Here is a 26,642-nt window from a genome sequence, read left to right as displayed (position 1 = left end):
GAAGAAGGTTGATAGAAAGGAAAGTGTATCTTGTAGATGACTTGCTAAATGAGTCAATTACAATATACCAGTGTATCTTGTAGATGACTTGCTAAATGAGTCAATTACAATATACCAGGACGAAAAAACTATGTTTATCAAAATCTTACTGCTTTGTATTTTCTTTGCGATTATGATCGCTATCGGTTTTTACTGCAGAAAACACGCGACCGATGTAAACGGCTTTGTGCTGGGAGGCCGTTCGGTAGGCCCGTGGCTGACGGCCTTTGCTTACGGCACATCTTATTTTTCCGCTGTTATTTTCATTGGATATGCCGGGCAGTTCGGATGGAAGTACGGGATCGCTTCTACCTGGATCGGGGTAGGAAACGCGCTGATCGGTTCGCTGCTCGCGTGGGTAATTCTGGGAAGACGGACGAGAATTATGACGCAGCATCTGGATTCGGCCACTATGCCGGAATTTTTCGGAGCGCGGTTTGGCAGCAAATCCGTCAAAATCGGAGCTTCCGCAATTACCTTTATCTTTTTAATTCCTTATACAGCATCGTTATATAATGGTCTTTCCAGGCTCTTTGGGATGGCCTTTCATATCGATTATACTGTCTGCATCATTATCATGGCCGTGCTGACAGGAATCTATGTTATTGCGGGAGGATATATGGCAACCGCGATTAATGATTTTATTCAGGGGATCATCATGATCTTTGGTATTATCGCAGTAATTGCGGCGGTGCTTACCAGCAAAGGCGGATTTATGGCGGCTATCGACGGCCTTGCGCGAGTAGAAGATCCGTCGGTGACCGCGACGCCGGGCGCCTTTGCGTCCTTTTTCGGTCCGGATCCGCTGAATCTTTTAGGGGTCGTGCTGCTGACCTCCATGGGAACCTGGGGGCTGCCGCAGATGGTACAGAAGTTTTATGCCATTGAAAGTGAAAAGTCGATCCATAAAGGAACGATTATTTCAACTATGTTTGCCCTGATCGTAGCAGGCGGCTGTTATTTTCTCGGGGGATTCGGCAGACTCTTTTCCGATCAGATCAACGTGGAGGCAGAAGGGTATGACGCGATTATTCCGGCGATGCTTTCCAATCTGCAGGATGTTTTAATCGGGCTTGTGGTGCTGCTGGTGCTTTCCGCTTCCATGTCCACGCTTTCTTCGCTGGTTATGGCTTCCAGTTCTACGCTGACGATTGATTTTCTGAAGGATAATATTGTAAAGGGTATGAGCGAAAAGGCTCAGCTGCTGGTAATGCGGATTTTAATTGTGGTATTTATCGCCATTTCCGTTGTGATTGCCATTGTTCAGTACAAGAGCGCGGTAACCTTTATCGCGCAGCTGATGGGTATTTCCTGGGGCGCGTTGGCCGGAGCTTTTTTGGCGCCGCTGCTTTACGGCCTCTACTGGAAGGGAACAACAAAGACTGCGTGCTGGTGCAGCTTTATCTGGGGCGCGGGAATCATGATTCTGAATCTGCTGTTCAATGAAATGTTCCCATCGATTCTCCAGTCTTCTATCAATGCGGGAGCCTTTGCTATGCTGGGCGGAATGATTATCGTTCCGGTTGTCAGTCTTTTGACGCCAAAACTGGATAGGGAATTAGTAGACAGTTGCTTCTCCTGGTATGAGGAACCCGTAACCGTTGCGGCAAAGTTCTCCCTGAGTGATAAGGAATAAAGAAATATCTTTATCTATTACGGTTTTTTCTGTATAATCAGCAATAGAAAATACACGTTAATAATATAAGAAGAAATATATCATAGAGAGGATAAAGAGGGAACGCTGGAAATGAAAGAGATCATGAGAAAATTGCCTGTGGAAGCCATTATAAAGACGCATAGTAAGGAAGGCGGGCTCAGCCGCACCCTGGGCGCTTTTGAACTGACGATGATGGGAGTCGGCGTTATTATCGGTTCCGGCATTTTTGTCATTACCGGTGTCGCCGCGGCGGAACATGCGGGGCCGGGACTGATCCTGTCTTTCGCGTTGGCAGGAATCGCCTGCGGATGCGCGGCTCTCTGCTACGCGGAGCTGGCGTCTGCCGTCCCCGCTTCAGGAAGCGCGTATACGTTTGCGTATGCGGGGCTGGGGGAGGTTTTCGCCTGGTTTATCGGCTGGTGTCTGACTTTGGAATATGTCGTCGCTATGGCGTCTATCGCGGTGGGCTGGTCCGCGTATGCTTCGAATATCTTTCAGTTGATGGGAATTTCTTTGCCTCCTTTTCTGCGAGCAGACTTTTTTAGCGGTGGATTCCTGAATCTGCCGGCAGTCTTCATTATTACGCTGATGGCGCTGCTGCAGCTGCGGGGCGCAAGGGAGAGCGCAAAGCTGAATAACATTCTGGTCTTTGTGAAAGTGGCGGTGATCTTTCTGTTCATCATTCTGGTGGCTCGCCATATTGATCCATCCAATTACGATCCATTTATGCCCTTTGGCTGGTCCGGCGTTTTTTCCGGAGCGGCAGTTGTCTTTTTCGCTTATCTGGGGTTTGACGCTATTTCCAATTCCGCGGAAGAGGTAAAGGATCCGCAGAAAAATATGCCCAGAGGAATCATTGGATCGCTGGTAATTGCGACGATTCTTTATATGATCGTAACGCTCATGCTGACGGGAGTCGTTAAATATTCGGTTTATGCGGGCGTGGCGGCGCCAGTTGCTTACGCTCTGAATGAAATCGGAATTCGGTGGGGATCCGCCCTCGTATCGGTAGGCGCGATTGCCGGACTTACGACAGGAGTCCTGGTTCTCTTAGGGAGCGAGTCAAGGCTGATCTATTCCATTTCCAGAGAGGGACTTCTCCCCGCTACCTTTTCAAAGGTAAGCCGGAGAAAAGTACCGGATAAGGCGATTATTTGTACATGGGCGCTGGGATGTGTACTGGCGGGATTTTTCCCAATTGATATGATTGCGGAGCTGTGCAATATCGGTACGCTCTGGGCCTTTGTCTTTGTAGCTGTTACGGTTATCTCCCTGAGAAAGCGGCATCCGGAACTTCCCCGTGACTTTAAAGTGCCGGCAGTTCCCTTTATTCCTGTTGCGGCAGTGGTTCTCTGCGGATTTCTCGCGATACAGCTTGACTGGATTACATGGGCGGCTTTTTTCGCGTGGACCCTCTTTGGTTTTCTGATTTATTTTGGATACGGAAGAAAACACAGCCGACTGGGACGTCAGTCCGGAGAATCGGAAGGCACGAAAAACTCTTGAAAGTCCCGGCGAATTTGAGAAATTGTCTCATAAGGAGGCTCTGTTCCAAAGAGCCGTTTCAAAAAGATGGTTTGTCCTGGGCGGAGATCCAACTCTTCGCACCAGGATTTTTTTCGCGCTTTTTTTCCGGAATAAGAGGAGTAGCAAAGGTATAGCAGGAAATCCGCGAGATAGGAAAAATCAGACGAAGGATGATATCTGCCTTCATCCAAAAAACGGGCGAGTCCGAAATCAAGCAGGGAAACCCGGCTGCCGTCCCAGAGTACATTGGAGGGACGGATATCCCGATGTACCACATTGTTTGCATGCAAATAAGAGATAATATCGATCAGTTCAAGACCAATTCGATAAATCTCTGTCTGTGAAAATTTGTGGCGCTTGGAAAAGATCATTGTTTCGATCGAATCTCCCGGCATTTTTTCAAGCACAAAAAAGTAATCCTTCCCCGCGTTGATAATACCAAGCAGGGAAGGTACGGACGGATGAGAAAGTGTGGACAAAATGACCGGTTCAAAATGGTTTTTTCCCCGGTTCTTTTTTTTCATGCGGTTGTGAAACCGTTTGAGGACCACCTCCCGGCCGTCAGGCGCGACCGCTTCAAAGCAGGCTCCGTAACGGCCTTGCCCCATAAGACGGCAGATGTGATATCCATTATAACTCCGTCCGATATAGCGCTTTCCAAATAAAAGCATCGTTATTTCCTTGGTGTTCCGCAACCGGGACAGAATTTTGCCCCCGGCGGCAGTTGCTGGCCGCAACTTGGGCATGTATTGGCATCTGCCATTTTCGCGCCGCACTCCAGACAGAATTTGGAGCCTGCGGGCACCTTGGCGCCGCAACTGGGGCAGAAGGCGCTGCCGACAGGAGAAATCCCGGTACCTGAATTCTGCGGGGGCTGCTGTGGGTAGCCGCTGCTTTGTGGATAGCCGTTCTGAGGCGGATAATTGCCCTGGGGATAGTTCCCCGGAGGATAGCCTCCTTGCTGATAATAACGTCCGGAACGACTGCTGAAGGAGCCCATGAAGCTTCCCAGAAGTTCACCAAACAGACCTTTTCTCTGATAGTGACGGCTGCCTTGATATGGGTTACGATACGGCCGTCTGCCGCTCGATCTTGAAAACATACTCATTTATACATCATCTCCTTTGAGTGCGTCAAATTACAGCTTTTATTTATTATAGATGTGAAACATTAAAAATGAATTAAAAAAAGGGAGATTTTACTCCGCGTATAAATGTTGTGTTTTTTTCGGCAAAATTGGACAAGCGCGCCGGCCTGTAGTATAATATACCGTCAAAAGGAGGGGGCGAAAGATGGAATGGAACAAGCTTCTCTGCTCTCAGCGGTTTCGCGGCATACGGGCTTCGGCCGGTTCGGGTGACTTGAGAACGGAATTTGAAAAAGACTATCATCGAATTATTAACAGCGCGTCTTTCAGACGTCTGCAGGACAAAACCCAGGTCTTTCCTTTGGATAAAAGTGATTTTATTCGTACAAGGCTGACTCATTCTCTGGAGGTCTCGTCTTTTGGGAAATCTCTGGGGCAGAACATATCGGAAAAGATTTTGCGGACCGTGCGGGATGATTCCTTTCTGCCGGAATACAAGGCGTATATATGCGACATTCTGCAATGTGCCGGTCTGCTCCATGATATTGGAAATCCGCCTTTCGGGCATTTCGGCGAGACCGCGATCCGCCAGTGGTTCCGGGAAAACCTTCCGCGTCTGGAATTTGAAGGAGCGCCGATTGAGAAAATCCTAAGTCCGCAGATGCGGGAAGATTTTTATCATTTTGAGGGAAATACCCAGGCCCTTCGACTGGTGACGAAGCTTCATTTTTTAGTGGACGAACATGGTATGAATCTGACGAAGGCTCTCTTGGGCACGATTATCAAATATCCGGTTTCTTCTCTGGAAATTAATAAAAATAGCGGGAATATCAAAGACAAAAAGATGGGTTACTATTACGCGGAGCGGGAGATTTTTAAGGACCTGCAGAATACTTTGGGAACGGAAGGCTGCCGCCACCCGCTGACCTTTATTCTGGAAGCGGCGGACGATATTGCTTATAAGACTGCGGATATTGAAGACGCATGCAAAAAAGGCTGCATTTCTTATGAACAGCTGGTCCGTGAGATGAAAAGCCGCAGGCCGAAAGCTTCCGCGGATGTCAGTGAATATGACCGTATTGTGGATAATCTGGAGCGGAGATATCAGAAGGCGCTGCAAAGAAACCTTTCCTCGCCGGAACTGAACGCGATTCAGAACTGGATTATTTTTCTGCAGGGAAAGCTGATCGCCGCGGCGACTTACGGATTTACCCGGAACTATGAGTCTATTATGGCGGGTACTTGTAAATCGGATCTGTTTGCGGGCACTTACGCGCAGCCGGTTATGGAGGCGCTGGGGGAAATCGCGTTCCAATATGTGTTCTGTAGGGAACCGATTTTAAAGCTGGAGATTGCGGCGGAAACGATCTTTCGTTTTCTGCTGGATCGCTTTGTGGATGCCGCGATATACTACGATACGGGACATGGGCAGAGCGCGGTACAGGAAAAACTGATGGCGCTGATCTCCGATAACTATAAAGGAATCTATCACATTTACGCAAAGGACCGGGATTCAACGGAAAAGCTGTATCTGCGCCTTTTGCTGGTAACCGATTTTATCTGCGGGATGACAGACAGCTTTGCGAAATCGTTGTATCAGGAGTTAAATGGAATTCATTAGATAAGGAAAGGCAGGAATTGTTGACATGTTTGTACTCAAGCTGATTGCGGGGCCTCTGATCGGGGCGCTGATCGGTTATCTGACTAATTATATTGCAGTGAAGATGCTCTTCAGACCACATCGACCGGTTTTCTTGTTCGGGCACAGACTGCCCTTTACGCCGGGAATGATTCCAAAGCGAAAAAACGAACTGGCGGCAGCTGTGGGAAGCGCTATTGGAGATGTGCTTTTGACGAAAAAGGATTTAGCGCAGGCCATCCCTTCGGAATCCATAAAAGGCGCAATTACAGAAGATCTCTGGAGACGTTTTGAAGAATCCAAAGAAAGCTCTGTTTCTGTGGGGCAGACGATTACGTCCTATATTCCGGAGGAGCGCTACGAACCCTTGCGGGAACGGCTGGAAGATCTGATTACAGAAAAGGCTGTGGGCGCGCTAAGGCAAATGGATATCAGTGAGATTGTCGTTCGGGAAGGGACTGAATTGATTCGGGAAAAAGTGAAAGGAACGATGCTTTCGATGATGCTCAATGAGCAGATGATTCAGTCCATTGCGGCTCCTATCGGTGAAGAAATCGAGAACTATATCGAAGAAAACGGCGCGGCAAAAATCCGACCGATTGTAGCTGGAGAAATTGCCAGGATGGAAGCTGGGTCTCTGGGAAGTCTGACTTCCCGTATTCCTTTGAAAAAAGATGAGGTAGATAAAATCGTTGATGTGCTTTATGATACCTGCGTGGAAGACTCAGTAGGCATGATCACGGAATCCATTGATGTAGCCGGTATTGCGGAAACAAAAATTAAAGAAATGGATGTAGTTGCGTTGGAAGCATTGATTTTTTCTGTAATGAAAAAAGAACTGAACGCGATTGTAAATCTGGGCGCGCTGATCGGCTTTGTAATCGGATTGTTGAATTTGCTGGTAGATATGCTGTAGCCAAACGTAGCTCCGCGGCAGGTGTGGAATTTCTTCCTTGTATTCCTGAATTCAAGGTGGTAGAATCAGTTTATAAGAGCAATTCAGGCTGCATTGTCTGAGAATGGAGGATTCATAATGGAAACAATTCAGTGTATAAAAGAGAGAAGAAGTATCCGTAAGTTTCAGGATAGAAAAGTTCCTCATGAGGTTATTAACGAAATCATAGGGGCGGCTGCTTACGCGCCATCCTGGAAAAATACACAGGTGACAAGATATATCGTAACCGAAGATCGGGACAAGATGAACCAGATTGCCGATGGCTGCGTTCTGGGATTTGAATATAACATCGATACGATCCGCAAAGCTCCGGCGCTGGTGATTGTAACGATGATCGAGGGACGGTCGGGAATGGAAAAAGACGGATCCGCGACAACGCCGAAGGGCGCGGACTGGGGTGTGTTCGATACGGGAATCGCGACGCAGACTTTCTGTCTGGCCGCCCATGACAAAGGGGTAGGCACCGTTATTATGGGAATTTTTGATGAATCGAAAGTAAGCGAGGTTATCCCGGTTCCGGAAGGTCAAAAAGTGGCGGCGCTGATTGCTATGGGGTATCCGGATGAAGAGCCCAAAGCGCCGAGACGCAAAAGTGTGGAAGATTTAGTGACTTATCTGGACTAGAACGAAAATAAAAAGGAAAGGGGACATATTGCGTCAATAAAAATCGCGGTATGTCTCTTTTTCTTTTTAAAAGATTGACTTTTATCGCTTACAGGTGTAAGATTTAAAAAGATTACAAATGTAAGTGTAATGGAGGAAGATAGAGATGGAGCTTTTGAAAAAACATAAGATTTTGGTTATTGTGGCGGGGGTGTTGATCCTGATCGCCGCGGCTCTGCTGATTTACAGGTTTGCGATCCTCAAATCGCCGGAAGCGGTTTTGAAACAGTATATGGCCTGTATTGAGCGGCAGGAGTATGATTCCATGTACGAAATGTTGGACGAGGAAAGCAGAAACCAGGTGAGTAAAAAGGAATTTGTCACCCGCAATCAAAATATATATGAAGGCATCGGAGCGAAGAATATTACGATCCGGGTTTTTAAGGAAAAAGAAGGGGCCGTTTCTTATCGGACGATCCTGGATTCTTCGGCAGGGGAAATCCGTTTTCCAAATGAAATGAATATACATAAAGAAGACGGGAGATACCGGATTGCCTGGACCGATGGACTGATTTTTCCCCAGCTTGGCAGCGAGGATACCGTAAAAGTCGTAACTTTAGAAGCGGAAAGGGGAAATATCTACGATCGGAACGGAAAGCTTTTGGCAGGAAAGGGAGCTGTGGCTTCTGTCGGTTTGATTCCCGGAAAAATGAGCGAAGAGCCTTCCGCGGATCTGAAAAGAATGGCGGAGCTTCTGGATATGTCGGTTTCCGATATTGAGAATAAGCTGGACGCGGAATGGGTTAAGGATGATCTGCTGGTACCTATTAAAAAGCTGAAAAAGGTCAATGAAAATTCTTCCAGTACCGTGGATCTGGAAAACGCGGAAGTGCAGAAACAGCTGCTGGAGATTCCGGGAGTGATCATCGGCGATGAAGAAAGCCGGGTTTACCCTTTGGCTGAAGATACAGCGCACCTGGTGGGATATGTACAGGGAATCAGCGCTGAAGAGCTGGAATCACGAAAAGACAAGGGATACGATGAATACAGTGTCATCGGAAAGAGCGGCCTGGAAAAGCTGTATGAGCAGCGGCTGCACGGTATCGACGGCGAAAAAATTGTGATTTACAATGAAGACGGAAACGAAAAAGCGGTGCTGGCGGAGACGAAGCAGAAGGATGGAGAGGATATTCATCTTACAATCAACGCTCAGCTTCAGAGCGCCCTGTATGATACCTATAAAGAGGACAAAAGCTGTACCGTAGCCATGAATCCAAAGACCGGCGAGGTCCTGGCGCTAGTCAGCACGCCTTCCTATGACAGCAATGACTTTGTAGTGGGTATGTCGGAAAACCGCTGGAAGGAACTGAATAATGATAAAGACAGTCCCATGTATAACCGCTTTAAACAAACATGGTGTCCGGGATCTTCTTTGAAGCCCATTGTAGGAGCTGTCGGTATCACTTCGGGAAAGCTGGAGGCCGATCAGGATATGGGGCACAGCGGTCTCAGCTGGCAGAAAGACAGCAGCTGGGGCGGATATAGTGTGACAACCCTTCATGAATACAGCGGAGCAGCCAACCTGAAAAACGCTCTGATTTATTCGGACAATATTTATTTCGCCAAGGCGGCTCTGCAGATTGGGGCGGATACCCTGGCCCAGTCTCTTCAGAAAGCGGGATTCGGACAGGAGATTCCCTTTGCGGTGGAGATGAACCCGTCTCAGTATACCAATGATGGAAAGCCGATGTCCACAGAAATTCAACTGGCGGACAGCGGGTACGGACAGGGGGAGATCCTTGTGAATCCCCTGCATCTGGCTAGTATGTACTCGGCGTTTTTTAATGAAGGAGACATGATAAAGCCGTATTTGGAAACCAGCGGCAAGACCGAAACCTGGTTGGAAGATGTGTTCAGCAAAAGCGCTGTATCTCAGATTCGCTCGGATCTGATTGAAGTGATTCAAAACGAAAACGGTACCGGACACGGGGCGCAGCTTTCCGACACCCTCCTGGCAGGAAAAACAGGAACCGCGGAGATCAAGACTTCCCAAGATGATACTTCCGGTACGGAGTTGGGATGGTTCTGTGTATACAATGAAAAAGGAAACAAAGAGAATTCCCTGCTTCTGGTGACTATGGTGGAAGATGTGAAGGACAGGGGCGGCAGCGCCTATGTGGTGAATAAGAGTAAAAAAATCCTTCAAAAATATATGCCGGCGGATTAAAAGCCGCCGGCTGGCTGTCAGAGAATCTGACGGTCTTCTAAAATGCGGAGGGCGATCTGGGCGGCGCGGCTTCCCGAAGCGCCGGACTCTCCCTGGAGATTGAGGGCAAAAACGAAAAGCCCTTGGGAAGACTCTACGTATCCGATAAACCATCCGCTCATTTCGCGTCCGTCTTTCATACCGGTTCCTGTTTTGCCGGAAAGGCGGACGCCTTTATTTTGGGAAATCAGCAGTGCGTCTTTCACGGCGCTTACAGAGCTTTCTTTCAAATGCCACTGATTTTCATAAAAGTCCGTAAGCAGCATGGTCTGTTCCAGCGGCGAGATTTTCAGCGAAGATTCCATCCAGTAGCTGGAAATCCCGCCGTTTAAATTTTCATTCCCATAGCCGATTTTATGATAAAAGTCCTGAAGCGCGTCTTGTCCCATTTGCTGATCCAGTCCCTGGAAATACCAGTTAACCGAATTTTGCATGGCAGATCGGAGTGTTTGCCTGCGGTTCCACTGGGGAAAAGCGTATTTCGTTCCATCCCACTGGCGTGAGGAATTTGAGCTTTCAATGACTCCTGCCTCCAAAGCCGCCAGAGCGCTGTAAATTTTGTAGGTGGAGTTGGGCGACACTCTGGCTGTACTGGCAGATTTGTTGTAGATGGTGTAATGGTCCTGATTCTGGCTATACAGAACAAAGCTGCCCTCCTGTCCGTCAAAATACGATTCCAAGTTTTCATAAGAGATGTTTAAGTCTTCGGAAGGTTGGAAACGGCTGCCAGACAGACCATGAACCGATGGCGCCAGCACAAAGGTAAGCAGCATTGCCGCTAAAAGAAGCAGGGCGCTGCCTTTTTGGCGGAGGGACGAATCGGGTTTATAAGAAGCGATTCGCAGGATGCGTCGGTGCAGCATTGTCCTGCCGCTGCCCATTCCGACAGCGGCGACTGCTTTGTCGCGGCCGGCCCAGGAAAGAAGGACGTGTCCGTATTCGATTCGTTCGCGGCCGCACAGCGCTTCCAGAACAAGGTGATCACAGCAGGCTTCACGGTCTGCTTCCATCTGGCGCACCACATACCAGACTGCGGGGTTCATCCAGTTGAGGCAGAGAAATAGCTGCATCAGAAGGTTGAACAGGGGATCGCGATATTTGCAGTGCGTGAATTCATGGAGCAGGATATAGCGGAGATCCTTCTCCTGCCCGTGGACGCAAGAAACGGGCAGCAGCACCTGAGGCCGCAGCACGCGAACCGTAGCGGGGCTCTGAATTTCCGCGGAAATGGCTACTGGATAAGGCTGTCTCAGATTTAAAAGATCCGCCGCGGACTCACAGACCGCGAAAGTCTGTTGTTCTGCTTTCAGGGATGCGGCTCTCCGGCAGAGTCCTGCAGTATGGCGCAGCGCGATTCCCAGTCGGGTTAGCATTATCAGAATTCCTGCCAGCCAGATGGCAGACAGCACGATGCACAGCGTTTCTCCAAAACCGCTGCGGCTGTTTACCGCGAAATCCTGCAGCGTGCCGGCGGCGCTTCCCCAGAGAGGACTTCCGGAAGCGCTGCCGGCGGAGCTGGCCGTCTGGGCGATGTGAGCTTGCCCGTAAGTCCCTGAATCCGGAAAAAACAGGGCGATTGCGCTGACGGGAAGGGCAAGCCATATGTAATAATGAAAGCGGATTGTAAGCCTTTGGGAAAACAGTTTTTTTACCAGGAAAATGGATAGAATCAAGCAGATAAGAAACCCGGAATAGAGGAAGCCGTAAAAAACAAAATCAGTCATCTTTCTCTCCTTTATCCATTCCGTCCAGAAGAGCCTTTAGAGACTGGATTTCTTCCTCAGAGAGCTGATCCTGCTCAATGAAATTCAGAACCATAGAGCCGAGAGCGCCGTCGTACAGCCGATCGAGAAAACGGTGGCTGGCCTGAAGCCGGTACTCCTCCGCGCCTACAAGAGGCGTGTATACAAAGGAACGCCCTTGCTTTTCATTGGCAAGCGCGCCTTTTTTCACCAACCGCAGCAGCATGGTCTGAATGGTCTTAGGACTCCATTTGCTGTCCGACAGCCTTTCTACGACCTGCGAAGTCGCGATGGGCGCGTACTTCCAGATTATTTTCATCACTTCATATTCCGCCTGGGAAATCTGCGGAACCTGTTTCATATTCCCTGTCCTCCTTATCCGCTTTCATCCGCGGCCCGTGGGCCTGTAAGACTTACATATGTAATATTATAGAGGGAAACCGGTCCAAGGTCAAGAGTTGTAAATCCGGCGATTTGTGAAAAGCGTTCTGTGTTCAAATCCGGGGGCTGTCCCGCGTCTCGTCAAAAAAATTAACTAAAATCCGAAAAAAGGGTTGCAAAATCCGACAGGCTGGTATATATTAATATTGTCTTAAGCGCATAGGACAATAAAACAATAAGACAAAACGGCAAACCAGAAATCAAGAAGGAGGGGTAAGGTGTGGAATGGAAACTTGATGACAGCAGGCCGATCTGGCCGCAGCTGAAGCAGCAGCTGATTGTCGCTATCGTCGCGGGAAAGTTCGCTATGGGCGGCGCGTTTCCAACGGTGAGAGAACTGGCGGAAGACGCGGGAGTCAACCGCAATACGATGCAGCGGGCTCTGAGTGAGCTGGAAAACGATGGATTCGTAACAACAAACCGGACGGCAGGCAGAACCGTTACAAGGGATGAAGGGTTGGTGAAACGGATGAAAGAGATGATTGCCAAGGAAAGTATCGAGCGGTTTATCAAAGAAATGGCCGCTATCGGCTACAACGCGGATGATATTGTGAAGATGATAAAAGAAAGAGAGGAAGAAGAAAAATGAAAAAAGCGCCACTGGCCGAATTTCGGGGTGTCAGCAAAGGATTCGGCAAAAAACTTGCTCTCGACAATGTAACGTTAACCATAGGCAGGGGAAAAGTCATCGGACTTCTGGGACCGAACGGGAGCGGAAAAACCACCATGATCAAACTGATGAACGGGCTGATCCAGCCGACAAAGGGGGAGCTTTTCATCGATGGAAAGACGCCGGGAGTCTACACCAAATCCATTGTAAGTTACCTGCCGGATCGGACCTATTTCGCGGACTGGATGAATGTAAAAGACATTCTGAGCATGTTCGACGAATTCTATGAGGATTTTGACAGGAGCAAGGCGGAAAAAATGTGCGCGGCCCTGAATATCGACAAAGAGGATCGGATTAAGACTATGTCCAAAGGGACGAGGGAAAAGGTACAGCTGATTCTGGTAATGAGCAGAAACGCGCAGCTTTATCTTCTCGACGAGCCCATTGCCGGCGTAGATCCGGCAGCCAGAGATTACATTCTGACGACGATCATCAACAATTATAATGAGGAGGGGACCGTCATCCTTTCTACCCATCTGATTTCAGATATTGAAAGGGTGCTGGACGAAGTTGTGTTTATAAAAGAAGGAAAGGTCGTAAGGCACGAGACTGTGGATGCGATTAAGGAGAAGGAAGGAAAATCCATCGACGATGTTTTCAGAGATACATTTCGCATGGTGCCGTTTGCGAGAGGGGTGAATGGAAATGACAGGTAAATTGATCAAATATGAGATGCGATCCAGTATTAAACTTATGGCAGTTATCTGGGCCGCGCTGATCGCGGCAAGTCTGCTTTTCAGCCTGAGCATCCATGTTCTGGGGGATATGTTTTTCGATGATGGAGAGCAGAAGCTGAATGTTCTGGTAGGTATTGTGGAACTGGTGACCGGACTCATGTACGCGGCGGTTTTTGCCGTACTGGTTGTAACAACCCTGGTAATTGTCGTCATGCGATTTTACAGGGGCCTGCTGGGGGACGAAGGCTACCTGATGCATACACTTCCGGTTAAACCATGGCAGCTGATCACATCGAAAGGCGTTGTAGCGGCGGGAGTTGTTCTGGTCAGCATGATTGTGGCATTTTTATCCATACTGGCGCTGGCGGGGGCAAATGGATTTAAAGCCGTTCCGGAGATGTTCCGAGCCGTGGGCGCTTTTCTGGACAAGGACCCTTGGTACATTCTGTTTTTCGTGGAAGGAGTGATTCTGATCCTCCTATCCCTGCTGAAAAGCATTTACCAGATCTACGCGTCGCTGGCTATCGGGCAGCTTGCCAATAAGCACAGAGTGCTACTGGCCCTTGGCGCTTATATCGGGCTGAATCTTGTGATTACAATCCTCTCCGCGATTGTCATGGTGGCGGCGGAAAACCTGGGGATCAGCCAATGGCTCAATACGGTTATTTCCGGAGGAGCGGATAACGTCTTCCGGGCCGGGCAGATTGGCGCGGGAATTCTGTTTCTCCTAACCGCGGTCCAGCTTGTGGGGTTCCATGTGATAACGGAACGGATTCTCAGCTTAAAGCTGAACCTGCAGTAAAGCCTGAATTGTATTGGAGTGGAGAGTAAAGGGAAAAGGATATGTATCAAGTGCCCGATACATATCCTCTCCTTTTATTAAGGTCGCTTTTTTCTTGCTGATTTTGACATTTTCTATTTTGTCTGGAGTCATTGTACTATAATTTAAAGCACTTGAAAAGAGGAGAAGTATTCTTAAAAGTCAGGATTGTATCAACTGCTTATTTTTGATAAACTGAAAATAAATCAGGAGGGAATGATAGAAAAAGGGGGAACGTGATTTGTACAAAGTGTTGATTGTGGAGGATGATCCGACCATAGCGGGAATTGTGGCGGAACATCTGGGAAAATGGGGATATGAGACAAAGAAGGTCAGCGACTTTGAGAAGGTGATGGAGGAATTCGGCGCCTTTCAGCCCCACCTTGTTTTGCTGGACATCGGTCTGCCTTTTTTCAACGGCTATCATTGGTGCGGCGAAATTCGGGCTGTTTCCAGGGTGCCTATTGTGTTTCTTTCCTCGGCGGATGATAATATGAACATCGTTATGGCGCTTAACATGGGCGGAGATGATTTCATTACAAAGCCCTTTGATCTGAATGTGCTGACGGCGAAGATTCAGGCGCTGCTACGGAGAAACTATTCCTTTCAGGAGCCATCCGCCGCGCTGGAATATCAGGGCGCGGTACTGAATCTGAGTGACGCGACGCTCACTTATGAGGGAAAGCGCGTTGAACTGACGAAAAACGAGTACCGGATTCTTCAGTGTCTGATGTCCCGCGTCGGGGAAATCGTTTCCAGAGACGCGATTATGAAAGCGCTGTGGGAGGATGACAGCTTCGTGGATGACAACACTCTGACCGTCAACGTAACGCGTCTTCGCAGGAAGCTTTCTGACGCCGGTCTTTCGGACTTTATACGGACAAAGAAAGGTATTGGCTATATGGTGGGAGCATGAGGATACTGGGAGATTATTTGAGATATCATAAAAAAGCGATCCTCCTGTTCTTTGTATGTGTGTGTATTTTCTCCACCGTATTTTTTCTGAGCAGGATCCCTCTGGACGCGGTGCTGTACGGAGGGCTTTTATGTCTGATTGCGGCAGGGGTTATAGCGGCCTATGATTTCCGCAAATATGCCGTCCAGCACAGGCAGCTGCAGCGCTTAACGGAAGTCATTGACGCGCAGATCGAAGATCTGCCGGAACCTGGAAACCAGATCGATGAGGATTATACCGAAATTATCAAAGAACTTCACCGGCAAAAACGGATGTCGGAATCCCGCGCCTATGTGGAAAAGAAAGAACTGATCGACTATTTTACGCTGTGGGCCCACCAGATCAAAACTCCCATTTCGGCGATGGGACTGCTCCTTCAGAAAAAAGGCGCCCAGGCAGGTGAGGACGGCAGGCAGATGTCCATGGAGCTTTTTAATATTGAGGAATACGTGGATACCGCCATGTCCTGGGTGCGGGCGCGGGATATTTCTTCGGATCTGATGTTTGAACAGGTGGAGCTGGACGCCCTGATTGCCAGAGTGCTGAAAAAATACGCGGCCCTGTTTATCGGCAGGAAGATCCGCGTGGATTTTCAGAAAACCGGCTATACCGCCGCCACCGATGAAAAATGGCTGTTTATCGTATTGGGGCAGATCCTTTCCAATTCTTTAAAATACACGCCGCCGGGCGGGAGCATTTTCATCTGGATGGAAGAAGAACAGCTTTTTATCCGGGATACGGGAATCGGCATCCGGGCAGAAGATCTGCCCCGTGTATTTGAAAAGGGCTTTACCGGGGAAAACGGACGGCAGTACAGCAAATCCACAGGTCAGGGGCTGTACCTGTGCAGGCTCATTATGGAAAAGCTTTCCTACGGAATTCGCGCTGAGTCGGAAGAAGGTAAGGGAACCGTGGTGATTCTGGATCTGAGGCGGGAAAACTTTTCCTGAAGGGGGCAAGGTTACGAAAATGTAAGGTGGATGTAAGCCGGATCGATGGCAGAGCATCCGCCTTTTTTCTATAATGTAGACAGATTCAATGAAGAGGGAAAGGAGAAAAACAAAATGCCATTACTGGACGTTAAAAACGTTGAAAAAATTTATACCACCCGGTTCGGAGGCCAGAAAGTCCGGGCTCTGAAGGATGTCAGCTTTACGGTGGACGAAGGAGAGTACATTTCCATTATGGGGGAATCCGGGTCCGGAAAGACCACGCTGCTCAATATCCTGGCCGCCCTGGACAAGCCGACGAAAGGGGAGGTGCTGCTGGAGGGGCAGAGCATTGTATCCATTAAAGAGAAAAATATCGCGGAATTCCGGAGAAACAATCTGGGATTCGTATTTCAGGATTTTAACCTTTTGGATACCTTTTCCGCGGAAGACAATATCTATCTGCCTCTGGTGCTGGCAAGAAAGAATTATCAGGAAATGAGCCGCAAGCTCACTCCCATTGCGGAAAAACTGGGGATTTCCGGGATCCTGAAAAAATATCCCTACGAGCTTTCCGGCGGGCAGAAACAGCGGGTTGCCATTGCCAGAGCCCTGATTACCGATCCTAAGCTGATTCTGGCTGACGAACCGACAGGAGCCCTGGATTCCCGCGCTTCCGAACAGCTTCTGAGCCTGTTTTCAAAGGTAAACGGAGAAGGGCAGACCATACTCATGGTAACCCACAGTATTCAGGCTGCCAGCAAAGCGGGACGGGTTTTGTTCATCAAAGACGGGCAGGTATTCCATCAGATTTACAGAGGGGATATGAGCAATGACCAGATGTACCAGAAGATCTCCACCGCTCTGACGGCGCTGGCTACAGGAGGTGGAAACCGTGCGTAAATCCTTTTACGGAAGCCTGGCGCTGAACAATGTGAAGAAAAACGCTAAAGGCTATGTGCCTTATATGCTGACCTGTATCATCAGCATTATGATCTTCTATATTATGGCCGCGATTGTCTACAATCCGGATGTAACGAAGATGTTCGGGGGTACGACTCTGCGGAGCCTGCTGCAGTTCGGAATGTGGGTGGTAGGTATTTTTTCCGCTATTTTTCTGTTCTATACAAACAGCTTTCTGATTAAACAGCGGAAAAAAGAACTGGCCCTTTACAACATTCTGGGCATGGCGAAACGCCATATCGGAAAAGTCATGCTGCTGGAAACGCTCTTCGTTTCCGCTGTCTCGCTGATCATCGGGTTGATCGCGGGCATGGTATTTGGAAAGCTGTTTTTTCTGCTGCTGCTGCGGATTCTGGTTGTGGAGCTTCCCATGGGATATCAGATTTCCGCGGACGGGGCGTTGCTGACAACGGTGCTGTTCGGAGCGATTTTCCTGGTAGTACTGCTGTGCAATCTGGGAAGAATCAGCCTGGCAAACCCGATTCAGCTTATGGCGGGAAGCCGTCAGGGAGAAAAAGAGCCTAAGACAAAATGGTTGTTGGTTTTGCTGGGTCTGGGAATGACGGGAGCCGGGTATTATATGGCGATTACCGTTGTTTCTCCGATTCAGGCTCTGGGTGTGTTTTTCGCGGCCACCATTCTTGTAATCGGGGGAACCTATCTTCTATTTACCGCCGGGAGCATCGCCCTTCTGAAAATGCTGAAAAAGAAAAAGTCTTTTTATTATAAGACCGAGCATTTTACCGCTGTTTCTGGCATGCTCTACCGGATGAAACGCAACGCGGCGGGACTTGCCAGCATCTGCATTCTCAGCACCATGGTTCTGGTAACTATTTCCACGACGGTTTCCATGCAGGTGGGAATCAGCGATATTCTGGATCGGCAGGTTCCCTATGATATTCAGGCCAGAAGTCAGAAGCCACTGACAGAAAATAAGGCGGCGGAGCTGGAAAACCAGTTTGAGACGATTCTCAGCCGATATGGAGCGGAGCATGGAAAGGTGGTGTCCTACCCCTGTGTTGCCGCTTATGGGGAAGAACAGGGAAACCGCGTGATTCCGATTGACACCTTCTCCGTGGATAAGGAACTGGTGCAGATTTATCTGGTGCCTATGGAAGGGAGCCGTCTGGAAAAGGACTACGGGCCTCTTGAGGAAGATGAAATTATCATCGGAGGCGAGCGGGAAGTGAATTCGGAGACCTTCGGCATCGGTTCCATGGAATTTCGGGTAAAGGATGGGTCTTCGGATTTTAAGACCGCCGCTGAGCTGGGAACCATTGCCATTCCTTATTATATCCTGGTGAAAGACCAGCAGGTGGTCGATGAGATTCGGAACACGGCCAAAGAAGCGTTTTCTGAGGAAACCTATTTTACCGGTGTGGATCTGGATATTCAGAGCAACAGCAAAACCCGGGCGATTGCGGACACACTTTCAGAAGAAACCGGAAGATCGATTTATATTGAAAACCGGGAGACCAGCGCTATGGAGCTGCATTCCGTTTACGGAGGGCTGCTGTTTGTAGGGATTTTCCTGGGCCTTCTGTTTACCATCGCTACGGTTCTGATGATTTATTACAAGCAGATTACCGAAGGCTATGAGGACAGTGAAAACTATCACATTATGCAGAAGGTGGGCATGAGTCTTGCCGAGGTGAAGCGGTCTATCCGCAGCCAGATTCTGATCGTGTTCTTCCTGCCGCTGATCGCGGCCATCTTCCATGTGGCGGCTGCCTTTAATATGATGAGCCGGCTCCTGATTGCCATTCAGATTACAAATGTATGGCTCTTTGTGGGGGCTACGGCCGCTACCATCCTGGCCTTCGCGGTTATCTATATAGCCGTATACAGCCTGACAGCGAGGGAATATTACAAACTGGTAAAATAAGCGCGGGCGGATTTTCTCAAAAACTGCTTGCATATTCTCAGAAAATCCTTTAGACTACTAATGAAAGAGTAAGGGAGTAGTCAGCGCCTTGTGCGTGATAAAGTCAACACACTGGAAGAATTAAGAATTCCTGGCTTTGTATGAAATGACGAGACTTATCTGTGTTTTGAATGCAGAGGAGTCTCGTTTTTGTTTGCTCTCTTTCTGAAGCAAAAGGAGACATACATATTATGAGTTTATGGGAGTTGTTTGTAATTGCGGTAGGGCTGTCCATGGACGCTTTTGCGGTATCCATCTGCAAGGGTCTTTCTGTACGGCGGCTGAAGCCGAAACATGTTTTAATCGCAGGACTGTATTTTGGAGGATTTCAGGCGCTGATGCCGCTTTTGGGTTATTTTCTGGGCAAGCAGTTCCAGTCGCTGATTACCAGCGCGGATCACTGGATCGCCTTTATTCTTCTGGGGCTGATCGGCTTTAATATGATTCGGGAAGCCAGAAATGGAGACGAAGAGAACCTCAATGATTCTATGGGGGTAAAAGCCATGCTTCCTCTGGCTGTGGCTACCAGTATTGACGCTCTGGCTGTGGGTATCACTTTCGCGTTCCTGCAGGTGCAGATCGCGCCTGCCGTTTCCTTTATCGGAGTAACGACCTTTCTCCTTTCCGCCGCGGGTGTGAAAATCGGAAACGTTTTTGGAATGAAGTACAAGGCGAAAGCGGAACTCTTCGGCGGGATCGTTCTGATTCTCATGGGTCTGAAAATCCTGCTGGAGCATCTGGGTATTTTAGGATAAAAAAACGCTTCTGTTTCGGTTTGTTCCGAATTCAGAAGCGTTTTTTCGTTTATAAGATTTTAATTCCGTCCATCAGTTCCTGTTCCATTTCCAGACGGTGGTGGGGCGTATTAATGCCGGGCTGTCCGCCGGTATGGACAAAGATGATGGTCTCTCCCTGTTCAATTTTCCGGTCGCGGATCATCTGGCAGATGCCGTTGAAGGCCTTGCCTGTGTAGCAGGGGTCCAGAATAATGGCTTCTTTTCTTGCCATGTTATAGATGGCTTCGCGCACTTCCGGAACCGGATTGTTGTAGCCTCCGCAAGTATAATCTTCATCAATGTGGAAATCGGATTTTTCCGCGTCGAATTCCAGTCCATAGCACTCCTTTACCTTATCAAAATAGGATTTGGCAAAGGCGCGGACGCTTTCCTCGTAAGGCGCGATCAGAACCCCGCTCAGAGTAAGGGGGGATTCCAGATCTTTTAATCCGCAGAACAGCCCCATGTACGTTCCCATGCTGCCGACAGGAACGATAATACGGCTGTCGGAAATTCCCAGTTCCGCAGCCTGCACGGTCAGCTCTTCGGCGCAGTCGTAATAGCCGAGGATACCCAGTTCGTTGGAACCGCCTGTAGGAATGTAGTAAACCGTCTCGCCCTGCGCTTCATATCGCTCTTTTACCGCCATCGCGGTCTCATGGGTCTGCACCTGCAGAGAACGCAGATGATCGTCTTCCTTTAAAATTACGTCCGCGCCCATCATGCGATCCAGGAGAATGTTGGCGGAGATTTCGCCGGGATACTCGTCAATGGCGACAATCGCGCACTTTAATCCGTATTTCGCGGCGACGGCAGCTGTCAGCCTGCCGTGGTTGGTCTGGACGCCGCCGGTTGTCAGCAGCATAGTGGCGCCCTGCTGCTGCGCGTCATAGAGAAAATATTCCAGCTTTCTCAGCTTGTTCCCTCCCATGCCAAGACCAGTCAGATCATCTCTTTTTAAGTATAAATTGATCCCCAGCTCGCGGGAAATATTGGGGAGATATTCGATTGGAGTAGGCAAATCCAGGAAAGGAACCTTTTTACATCCAAGTGACATATCAAAACACCTCTTTTTAGTTCTTCAGACTCTGCAGCGGCGCGGGAATCCGGCCTCCGCGGTTGATCATTTTCGCGGGGGACTTTGTGTTGAGCTTCATAACCGGACCGTTCCCAAGCAGTCCGCCGAAATCCAGTTCCTCGCCTTCCGCCAGGCCGACCGCGGGGATCACTCGAACCGCGGTTGTCTTGGAGTTTACCATTCCGATGGCCGCTTCATCGGCGATAACCGCTGAAATGACTTCCGGCTCCGTCTCGCCCGGAATAATGATCATATCAAGGCCGACCGAGCAGACAGCGGTCATGGCTTCCAGCTTTTCAATGGACAGAGTGTTGTCTCTGGCAGCCTGAATCATGCCCGCGTCCTCACTGACCGGAATAAAGGCTCCGGAAAGCCCACCGACATTGGAGGACGCCATAACGCCGCCTTTTTTCACCGCGTCGTTTAACATGGCGAGGGCGGCTGTCGTTCCATGGGCGCCGCACTGTTCCAGACCGATTTCCTCCAGAATATGGGCGACTGAATCTCCAACCGCGGGAGTCGGGGCCAGAGACAGGTCAATAATTCCAAAAGGAACGCCCAGACGATGGGAAGCCTCTGTTCCGACCAGCTGTCCCACACGGGTAATTTTGAAGGCAGTCTTTTTAATTTTATCCGCAACTTCCGTCAGATCCGCGTCATCGGGCATTTTAGACAGGGCCGAACGGACTACACCGGGGCCGGAAACTCCTACGTTAATGACACAGTCCGGTTCGCCGGGCCCATGAAAGGCGCCGGCCATAAACGGGTTGTCTTCCGGCGCGTTGCAGAATACGACCAGCTTGGCGGCGCCGATGCACTGGCGGTCCTTTGTCAGTTCCGCCGCTTCTTTCACCGCTTTTCCCATCAGCTTTACCGCGTCCATATTGATTCCGGTTTTGGTGGAACCAACATTGACCGACGAGCAGACAAAATCCGTTTCCGCCAGAGCCCGGGGAATGGATTCGATGAGAGCCTTATCTCCGGGTGAAAAGCCTTTCTGTACCAGAGCCGAATAACCGCCGATAAAGTTGACGCCCACTTCTTTGGCGACTTTATCCAGCGTCTTCGCGTATTTCACCGGATCGCCGCCGGAGGCTCCGGCCAGCATGGCGATGGGGGTGACGGAAATCCGTTTGTTTACAATGGGAATCCCGTATTTTTTTTCAATGTCCTCACCGGTTTTTACCAGATCTTTGGCGCACCGGTAAATTTTATCATAGACCTTCTGGCAGGAGCGGTCAATATCGCTGTCGCAGCAGTCCAGAAGGGAAATCCCCATCGTGATGGTCCGGATATCCAGATTTTCTTCCTGTATCATGGTAATCGTTTCCATGATGTCATTCATATTGATCAAAGTATCAGTCCTCCGCTAAATTAAATTCTGTGCATGGAATTAAAAATGTCTTCGTGCATAACATGGATTTGCATGCTCGGAACATTTTCCTCCAGCTTTGCTTTCAGTTCCTCCAGGCTGCAGGTCATCTTCTGGATATCCACGATCATAATCATGGCGAAATAATCCTGCAGGACCGACTGAGTGACTTCCGCCACGTTGGCGTTTACTTCGGCACAGGTTCCGCTTACTTTGGCGAGAATCCCTACCATGTCTTTTCCGATCACTGTAATTACTGCTTTCATAACTCCTCCTAAGATTTATATATTCCGCTGTTTTTACGGATGTTTCATTTTTTCCATAACTAAATTATTTTACCATAAGACCAGGCTTCCCTGCAACCGAAATACCGATTTGTCCGTCCGGCAGCGGGCCGGTTCGCCAGAGGATGTTCAGACGCGGATAGGCAGAGGCGAAATAGGCCTTATTACATCCCTTATGTCCGATTAAATTGGAAAACCAGCGATCATTGCTGACAAAGGTGACTGTTTCGGAGCAGTCCGGTGAAGGCAGAGCGTCCGTCAAAAGCGTCCGCATTTTTTCCCGGGAAATGGCGCCTTCTACCAGCTGGCGGAAAGCGGGGTGAAAGGTATGGCCCTGAATTTTTCCGTTTTCCTGAATCAGATCCGAGCTTTTCAGACCCACGCGGAGGATCTTGATTCCGGCGTCCGTTAAAATTTTATACATTTCTTTTGTCGTTTCCACCGCGTCTTCCAAAGAAAGGGGAGTGTAAATCCCCTGCCGATACATATCCATCAAGCGGGTATCTTCGATGACAATGGTCGGATACAGTCTGGCGGAAGAAGGTCCGATTTTGACCGTTTCTCTCGCGGAATAAAGGCAGGAACGCAGGCTGTCTTCCGGAAGGCCGATCATCAGCTGAATACCAAGCTCGAACCCGTAGTCCTGAATCAGAGAGCAGGCCCGGTAGACCGTCTGGCTGTCGTGTCCTCTTCCGGAAGCTTTCAGCACACGGTCGTCGAAGGACTGCACTCCCAGTTCAATTACATCCACACTCCAGAATTTCAGGTTATCCAGAATTTCTTCATTAATATAGTCCGGTCTGGTGGAAAGGTGGATTTTCTGAACCAATCCCTGCTGTTTATAAGACGAAGCGAGGGACAGATAGCGGGACTGCTGTTTTAAGGGAATCCCGGTAAAGCTTCCTCCAAAGAAAGCGATTTCAATGGTTTCGATTCCCGGACGGCCGGTCAGAGTAGACAGCCAGGTTTCAATTGTGTTTTTTATTTCATCGTCCGTCACATCCGGCTGCCGGGCGGTGATTGTCTTTTGATTGCAGAACACACAGTCGTTGGGACAGCCCTGATGGGGGATGAATATGGGGATAATCGCATGTTTTTTCATGGGCTTATTGTAACATAAATTTTAGGAAAAAGAAAAATATGTTATAATGGCGGAGCGACAGAAATTTAGAATCTGTGAAGGAGGAAAGCGAGGATGAAACGAGGAAAGAAAAAGCGGGCGGGGATCGTGATTCTGGCCGCGGTGATTGTGCTGGTGGGGGCCGGTATTTTTTTCTACTATCAGACTCAATACTATCTGGTGCTTAACGGAGAAAAAGAGGTGGAACTAAACCTCTGCCAGACTTATGAAGATCCGGGGGCTTCCGCGAAAAAAGGCGGCGAGGATGTCAGCGATCAGATTGAAGTGAGGGGGACGCTTGATCTGCAGACGCCGGGGACCTATACGCTGGTATATTCCATAGGAGATTTGTCTGTAGAGCGACGGATTACGGTGGGAACGAAGATGGATCCGGTGTTGGAACTGGAAGGAGAAGATCCCCTCCAGGTTCCGCTGGGAGTAGAGTTTGAGGAACCCGGATTTTCTGCCGAGGATAGTAACGGAAGGGATCTGACCGATGAGGTGAAGGTGGAGAGACCGGAATTGAAGCGCGCGGGAAAATCAGCGATTACCTATACTGTGGAAGATCATGAGGGCAACAGCACAACGGTAGAGCGCGCGGTGGAAGTGCTGCCTAATACGTATTATGAGACTCCGGGGCTCCCCATCTGCATGTATCATTATGTGTACGATGAAGCGGACCCGCCGGAGGATCTGTACAGCCGCTACGGCAACTACATCGAGGTGCATGACCTGGAGGAAGAGCTGCAGTGGCTGGTTTCTGAGGATTATTATTTCCCGACATGGAAGGAAGTGCGGGATTATGTGGACGGAAAGCTGCTGCTGCCGGAAAAGAGTATCGTACTCTGCTTTGACGACGGGGCGAAAAGCTTTCTGGAAGTGGGAATCCCGGCGCTGGAGAAATATGAGGTCCCGGCGACCTGTTTTATGATCACAAAGGGAGCGGGCGAGGAAAAGGTAAAGAATTATCCCAGTAAATATGTGTCGTACCAGTCCCATTCCGACAATATGCACCGGGCGGGAGGCTTTATCGGACACGGCGGGATTTTTACAGCCATGCCGGAAGAAGAAGCGCTGGCGGATCTGAAAACTTCCATTGAGAAATGTGGAAACAGCGACGCCTTTGCCTATCCTTACGGGGACTATACCCAGCAGTGCCGGGATATTGTGGAGGAGGCGGGATTCCTCTGCGCGGTAACAACCGAGGGTGGAAAAGCGAAGCCGGGGATGGATCCGCTGCTGCTGCCGCGGGTTCGGATGAGTATGGGGCAGAGCCTGGCGGATTTTCAGTATATGGTGGCGCCAGAGGTGTGAAAGGCTGGGGGTTCCGCAAAGGAGGCGCTCCCAACTTTATCAACTAATTCCATTTTCGCCAAATTGTTTCTATCATTTCAACGTTTAAAGGCTCTGTTTGCCAAGAAATATTCTGTTTTAGGCAGGAGGAGCTTTTTTAACCGCTGGAATCCAGTCTTTTTTAGTAACATTTCTTATTTTTTGTCAGTTGTTTCTAAATGGAGCCCACCTATGATGGAAGATGACCATGTCCCACAGTTCCAGCAGAGGAAATCTTCATAATTTTTAGCTTCATTGCATTTCTCTTTTCCGCCAACTATAATAAAGAGACAAAGAACGTATATTTGGCAGAAGAAAGAAGGAACTATGGACTGGATAGAAGAGACGAAACTGAAATTAAAAAAGAAAAATAAAATTTTGTTTTCTGACCGCAGTATCCTTTTAACGGATTTGGCGGAAGCTTTAGCCGGGGAAAACCGGCGGGTGCTGATTTTGTGGGCTTTTGATCTGGCGCAGCAGACAGCGGGAGTGCTGGAAGAACGATATCCCTTTGATACGCGGCCAATGCGGGCTTTGGAGGTCTGCGGGCTGTGGGCGCAGGGGAAGGTGAAAATGCCGGAAGCAAGGCGGGCGATTTTAGACTGCCACAGAGCGGCAAAAGTAAGAGATTCAGAGGAGGACATCGCCTTGTATCACGCGGTGGGGCAGGCCTGCAGCGTTGTGCATACAGGGCGCCATGCTATCGGATTTCCTATTTACGAACTGACGGCTCTTGTCAGAGGCTACGGGATTGAAGCGTGCAGGGAACCGGTGGAAAAAAGGGTAGAGGAGTACTGGGAAAAGCTTCGGTTCTGGAGTACTCATGAGGAGCAGGCTCCATTGCAGTGGGCGGAATTCCTTCGGTGATGGAAACAACTCTACGGAGCGTCGAGGGGTTCTCCTTTCCGGTGACCTGGACGAAAATGATAGATTAGGAGGAAATATGAAACATACGAAATTCTATTACCTTTGTCGCGCTGCTTACCGGCGACGGCATGATGATACGGAAACAATATCCGGAATGGGATCTGCAGGTGCGGATTCCGGCCTTCGGGCATGGGAAGCTGCTATGGTACTGCAGCAAGCACGGTCTGTTTTATCAGAACGTTTAATGGCAGGAATGTACAGCGGAAAGCTTATCTTTTTTCGCCGTAAGAAATCGCTGCTCGAACATATGGAGGGGCCTGTTTATCTGGCGAGAAATTAGACCGACCAGAAGCGCCGCGGCAATGGTTCCCTCCCGGATTCCCATAAGACCTCCAAGAAAGAGGAAAGAAAGCGAAGCGGCAATGATAACAAGACTCACATCAAAGATGATCTTCATCGTTCCGAACTTTACAGGCGTTACCTGGCAGATTGCGAGAATCAAACCTTCTCCTGCCAGGGTTACCACGTTCGCCGTTACTTCAAAACTGACACCAATTCCTACTAAAAGAATACCAAGGAAACAAAGCAGCCACTGCTGCCGGTAAGAGGATACGGTTATCCCCTGGATCGCCCAGCTCCCAAAGTCTGTCAGGTAGCCGAAAACAATTGCCACTGGCAGCCGCAGGAGCTGTATCCATTTGTAATTTTTTCTCAAAATCAGAATCTGCAGCAGAATAAACGCAAGACAATTCCAATCTATCCATAATGAATCAATTACTCGCTTCCTTTATTTTTGATCTGACATGTAAACTCACTTAGGAGACAACTTGCGTCTGTGTGGACGAGGTTGTTCAATTTGCGGATATTTTCCATATTTGGGTGAAGGGAACGTGAAAGGGCCCATATATGGTGTATCCGA

25 protein-coding genes are annotated in these 26,642 nt (G+C 49.2%); 16 read left to right on the top strand and 9 right to left on the bottom strand.

Annotation, left to right across the window (positions count from 1 at the left end; all coding sequences use genetic code 11):
- Positions 1-130: 130 nt before the first annotated feature.
- Positions 131-1,675, top strand: coding sequence for a sodium:solute symporter family protein (locus H9L42_RS12025; RefSeq protein WP_187303647.1), 1,545 nt, complete (start codon positions 131-133; stop codon positions 1,673-1,675).
- Positions 1,676-1,786: 111 nt separating this feature from the next.
- Positions 1,787-3,202 (top strand): amino acid permease, encoded by a 1,416-nt coding sequence (locus H9L42_RS12020; protein ID WP_187303646.1) that lies wholly within the window; start codon positions 1,787-1,789, stop codon positions 3,200-3,202.
- Here the strand turns inward: H9L42_RS12020 and H9L42_RS12015 are convergent.
- On the bottom strand, positions 3,166-3,894 hold the full coding sequence (locus tag H9L42_RS12015; protein ID WP_187303645.1) for a protein kinase family protein: 729 nt from the start codon (positions 3,892-3,894) through the stop codon (positions 3,166-3,168). The two genes, H9L42_RS12020 and H9L42_RS12015, sit on opposite strands and share 37 nt — an antisense overlap.
- A gap of 2 nt (positions 3,895-3,896) precedes the next feature.
- Positions 3,897-4,331, bottom strand: coding sequence for a zinc ribbon domain-containing protein (locus H9L42_RS12010; RefSeq protein WP_187303644.1), 435 nt, complete (start codon positions 4,329-4,331; stop codon positions 3,897-3,899).
- Positions 4,332-4,515: 184 nt separating this feature from the next.
- Between H9L42_RS12010 and H9L42_RS12005 the strand changes: the two genes are divergently transcribed.
- The 4 genes from H9L42_RS12005 (at position 4,516) to H9L42_RS11990 (ending at position 9,734) form a co-directional block, all read left to right on the top strand.
- A complete protein-coding gene (locus H9L42_RS12005) occupies positions 4,516-5,931 on the top strand; it encodes a deoxyguanosinetriphosphate triphosphohydrolase (RefSeq protein ID WP_187303643.1) in 1,416 nt (471 codons plus the stop codon).
- A gap of 25 nt (positions 5,932-5,956) precedes the next feature.
- Positions 5,957-6,865 carry a DUF445 domain-containing protein gene (locus tag H9L42_RS12000; protein WP_187303642.1) on the top strand — a complete coding sequence of 303 codons (909 nt, stop codon included), beginning with the start codon at positions 5,957-5,959 and terminating at the stop codon, positions 6,863-6,865.
- Positions 6,866-6,982: 117 nt separating this feature from the next.
- The gene (locus tag H9L42_RS11995; protein WP_187303641.1) at positions 6,983-7,528 is read left to right on the top strand and encodes a nitroreductase family protein; all 546 of its coding nucleotides are present in this window, start codon (positions 6,983-6,985) and stop codon (positions 7,526-7,528) included.
- A gap of 145 nt (positions 7,529-7,673) precedes the next feature.
- Entirely contained in the window at positions 7,674-9,734 is a 2,061-nt protein-coding gene (locus H9L42_RS11990) for a penicillin-binding transpeptidase domain-containing protein (RefSeq protein WP_243235765.1), read from the top strand.
- 17 nt (positions 9,735-9,751) lie between these two features.
- Here the strand turns inward: H9L42_RS11990 and H9L42_RS11985 are convergent, their stop codons facing one another.
- Both H9L42_RS11985 and H9L42_RS11980 read right to left on the bottom strand, forming a co-directional pair.
- Entirely contained in the window at positions 9,752-11,497 is a 1,746-nt protein-coding gene (locus H9L42_RS11985; protein WP_187303640.1) for a BlaR1 family beta-lactam sensor/signal transducer, read from the bottom strand.
- Positions 11,490-11,876, bottom strand: coding sequence for a BlaI/MecI/CopY family transcriptional regulator (locus tag H9L42_RS11980; RefSeq protein WP_187303639.1), 387 nt, complete (start codon positions 11,874-11,876; stop codon positions 11,490-11,492). The genes H9L42_RS11985 and H9L42_RS11980 overlap by 8 nt, the downstream gene beginning before the upstream one ends.
- 300 nt (positions 11,877-12,176) lie before the next feature.
- Between H9L42_RS11980 and H9L42_RS11975 the strand changes: the two genes are divergently transcribed.
- The 8 genes from H9L42_RS11975 to H9L42_RS11940 all read left to right on the top strand — a co-directional run bounded on the left by H9L42_RS11975 (position 12,177) and on the right by H9L42_RS11940 (position 19,649).
- The gene (locus H9L42_RS11975; RefSeq protein ID WP_187303638.1) at positions 12,177-12,545 is read left to right on the top strand and encodes a GntR family transcriptional regulator; all 369 of its coding nucleotides are present in this window, start codon (positions 12,177-12,179) and stop codon (positions 12,543-12,545) included.
- Entirely contained in the window at positions 12,542-13,282 is a 741-nt protein-coding gene (locus H9L42_RS11970; protein ID WP_187303637.1) for an ABC transporter ATP-binding protein, read from the top strand. Before H9L42_RS11975 ends, H9L42_RS11970 begins: the two co-directional genes overlap by 4 nt.
- Positions 13,272-14,105 carry a hypothetical protein gene (locus tag H9L42_RS11965; protein ID WP_187303636.1) on the top strand — a complete coding sequence of 278 codons (834 nt, stop codon included), beginning with the start codon at positions 13,272-13,274 and terminating at the stop codon, positions 14,103-14,105. The genes H9L42_RS11970 and H9L42_RS11965 overlap by 11 nt, the downstream gene beginning before the upstream one ends.
- Positions 14,106-14,373: 268 nt before the next feature.
- The gene (locus H9L42_RS11960) at positions 14,374-15,039 is read left to right on the top strand and encodes a response regulator transcription factor (RefSeq protein WP_465270665.1); all 666 of its coding nucleotides are present in this window, start codon (positions 14,374-14,376) and stop codon (positions 15,037-15,039) included.
- Positions 15,036-16,028 (top strand): sensor histidine kinase, encoded by a 993-nt coding sequence (locus H9L42_RS11955; RefSeq protein ID WP_187303634.1) that lies wholly within the window; start codon positions 15,036-15,038, stop codon positions 16,026-16,028. The genes H9L42_RS11960 and H9L42_RS11955 overlap by 4 nt, the downstream gene beginning before the upstream one ends.
- A 114-nt stretch (positions 16,029-16,142) precedes the next feature.
- A complete protein-coding gene (locus tag H9L42_RS11950) occupies positions 16,143-16,910 on the top strand; it encodes an ABC transporter ATP-binding protein (RefSeq protein ID WP_187303633.1) in 768 nt (255 codons plus the stop codon).
- On the top strand, positions 16,903-18,855 hold the full coding sequence (locus H9L42_RS11945; protein ID WP_187303632.1) for an FtsX-like permease family protein: 1,953 nt from the start codon (positions 16,903-16,905) through the stop codon (positions 18,853-18,855). The genes H9L42_RS11950 and H9L42_RS11945 overlap by 8 nt, the downstream gene beginning before the upstream one ends.
- 230 nt (positions 18,856-19,085) lie before the next feature.
- Positions 19,086-19,649, top strand: coding sequence for a manganese efflux pump MntP (locus H9L42_RS11940; protein WP_187303631.1), 564 nt, complete (start codon positions 19,086-19,088; stop codon positions 19,647-19,649).
- 49 nt (positions 19,650-19,698) lie between these two features.
- Here the strand turns inward: H9L42_RS11940 and H9L42_RS11935 are convergent, their stop codons facing one another.
- The 4 genes from H9L42_RS11935 to H9L42_RS11920 form a co-directional block, all read right to left on the bottom strand.
- On the bottom strand, positions 19,699-20,727 hold the full coding sequence (locus H9L42_RS11935) for a 1-aminocyclopropane-1-carboxylate deaminase/D-cysteine desulfhydrase (protein ID WP_187303630.1): 1,029 nt from the start codon (positions 20,725-20,727) through the stop codon (positions 19,699-19,701).
- A gap of 16 nt (positions 20,728-20,743) precedes the next feature.
- A complete protein-coding gene (locus tag H9L42_RS11930) occupies positions 20,744-22,093 on the bottom strand; it encodes a DUF711 family protein (RefSeq protein ID WP_465270664.1) in 1,350 nt (449 codons plus the stop codon).
- Positions 22,094-22,122: 29 nt separating this feature from the next.
- Positions 22,123-22,386 carry an ACT domain-containing protein gene (locus H9L42_RS11925; protein ID WP_187303628.1) on the bottom strand — a complete coding sequence of 88 codons (264 nt, stop codon included), beginning with the start codon at positions 22,384-22,386 and terminating at the stop codon, positions 22,123-22,125.
- A 64-nt stretch (positions 22,387-22,450) separates the two neighbouring features.
- Complete coding sequence (locus H9L42_RS11920; protein WP_187303627.1) at positions 22,451-23,506, bottom strand: elongator complex protein 3; 1,056 nt, start codon at positions 23,504-23,506, stop codon at positions 22,451-22,453.
- A 93-nt stretch (positions 23,507-23,599) separates the two neighbouring features.
- Here H9L42_RS11920 and H9L42_RS11915 point away from each other — a divergent pair, with 93 nt between their 5' ends.
- Positions 23,600-24,838 carry a polysaccharide deacetylase family protein gene (locus H9L42_RS11915; protein WP_187303626.1) on the top strand — a complete coding sequence of 413 codons (1,239 nt, stop codon included), beginning with the start codon at positions 23,600-23,602 and terminating at the stop codon, positions 24,836-24,838.
- A gap of 345 nt (positions 24,839-25,183) precedes the next feature.
- Positions 25,184-25,723 (top strand): putative immunity protein, encoded by a 540-nt coding sequence (locus H9L42_RS11910; RefSeq protein WP_187303625.1) that lies wholly within the window; start codon positions 25,184-25,186, stop codon positions 25,721-25,723.
- Positions 25,724-25,964: 241 nt separating this feature from the next.
- Here H9L42_RS11910 and H9L42_RS11900 read toward each other — a convergent pair whose 3' ends face one another.
- The gene (locus H9L42_RS11900; protein WP_465270663.1) at positions 25,965-26,456 is read right to left on the bottom strand and encodes a YczE/YyaS/YitT family protein; all 492 of its coding nucleotides are present in this window, start codon (positions 26,454-26,456) and stop codon (positions 25,965-25,967) included.
- Positions 26,457-26,642: the final 186 nt, after the last annotated feature.

The organism is Zhenpiania hominis (assembly GCF_014333425.1).
GTDB lineage: Bacteria > Bacillota > Clostridia > Peptostreptococcales > Anaerovoracaceae > Hominibacterium > Hominibacterium hominis.
Note: the sequence above shows the minus strand (reverse complement) of the source record. Positions and strands in the feature narration are given on the sequence as shown.

What these genes read in the sequence shown, in the direction of transcription:
- H9L42_RS11910 (WP_187303625.1), top strand. Translation starts at nt 25,184, where the DNA reads ATGGACTGGATAGAAGAGACGAAACTGAAATTAAAAAAGAAAAATAAA.
- H9L42_RS11935 (WP_187303630.1), bottom strand. Translation starts at nt 20,727, where the DNA reads ATGTCACTTGGATGTAAAAAGGTTCCTTTCCTGGATTTGCCTACTCCA.
- H9L42_RS12005 (WP_187303643.1), top strand. Translation starts at nt 4,516, where the DNA reads ATGGAATGGAACAAGCTTCTCTGCTCTCAGCGGTTTCGCGGCATACGG.
- H9L42_RS11930 (WP_465270664.1), bottom strand. Translation starts at nt 22,093, where the DNA reads ATGAATGACATCATGGAAACGATTACCATGATACAGGAAGAAAATCTG.
- H9L42_RS11940 (WP_187303631.1), top strand. Translation starts at nt 19,086, where the DNA reads ATGAGTTTATGGGAGTTGTTTGTAATTGCGGTAGGGCTGTCCATGGAC.
- H9L42_RS11985 (WP_187303640.1), bottom strand. Translation starts at nt 11,497, where the DNA reads ATGACTGATTTTGTTTTTTACGGCTTCCTCTATTCCGGGTTTCTTATC.
- H9L42_RS11965 (WP_187303636.1), top strand. Translation starts at nt 13,272, where the DNA reads ATGACAGGTAAATTGATCAAATATGAGATGCGATCCAGTATTAAACTT.
- H9L42_RS11995 (WP_187303641.1), top strand. Translation starts at nt 6,983, where the DNA reads ATGGAAACAATTCAGTGTATAAAAGAGAGAAGAAGTATCCGTAAGTTT.
- H9L42_RS12020 (WP_187303646.1), top strand. Translation starts at nt 1,787, where the DNA reads ATGAAAGAGATCATGAGAAAATTGCCTGTGGAAGCCATTATAAAGACG.
- H9L42_RS11920 (WP_187303627.1), bottom strand. Translation starts at nt 23,506, where the DNA reads ATGAAAAAACATGCGATTATCCCCATATTCATCCCCCATCAGGGCTGT.
- H9L42_RS12010 (WP_187303644.1), bottom strand. Translation starts at nt 4,331, where the DNA reads ATGAGTATGTTTTCAAGATCGAGCGGCAGACGGCCGTATCGTAACCCA.
- H9L42_RS12000 (WP_187303642.1), top strand. Translation starts at nt 5,957, where the DNA reads ATGTTTGTACTCAAGCTGATTGCGGGGCCTCTGATCGGGGCGCTGATC.
- H9L42_RS11925 (WP_187303628.1), bottom strand. Translation starts at nt 22,386, where the DNA reads ATGAAAGCAGTAATTACAGTGATCGGAAAAGACATGGTAGGGATTCTC.
- H9L42_RS11980 (WP_187303639.1), bottom strand. Translation starts at nt 11,876, where the DNA reads ATGAAACAGGTTCCGCAGATTTCCCAGGCGGAATATGAAGTGATGAAA.
- H9L42_RS12015 (WP_187303645.1), bottom strand. Translation starts at nt 3,894, where the DNA reads ATGCTTTTATTTGGAAAGCGCTATATCGGACGGAGTTATAATGGATAT.
- H9L42_RS12025 (WP_187303647.1), top strand. Translation starts at nt 131, where the DNA reads ATGTTTATCAAAATCTTACTGCTTTGTATTTTCTTTGCGATTATGATC.
- H9L42_RS11950 (WP_187303633.1), top strand. Translation starts at nt 16,143, where the DNA reads ATGCCATTACTGGACGTTAAAAACGTTGAAAAAATTTATACCACCCGG.
- H9L42_RS11970 (WP_187303637.1), top strand. Translation starts at nt 12,542, where the DNA reads ATGAAAAAAGCGCCACTGGCCGAATTTCGGGGTGTCAGCAAAGGATTC.
- H9L42_RS11915 (WP_187303626.1), top strand. Translation starts at nt 23,600, where the DNA reads ATGAAACGAGGAAAGAAAAAGCGGGCGGGGATCGTGATTCTGGCCGCG.
- H9L42_RS11990 (WP_243235765.1), top strand. Translation starts at nt 7,674, where the DNA reads ATGGAGCTTTTGAAAAAACATAAGATTTTGGTTATTGTGGCGGGGGTG.
- H9L42_RS11955 (WP_187303634.1), top strand. Translation starts at nt 15,036, where the DNA reads ATGAGGATACTGGGAGATTATTTGAGATATCATAAAAAAGCGATCCTC.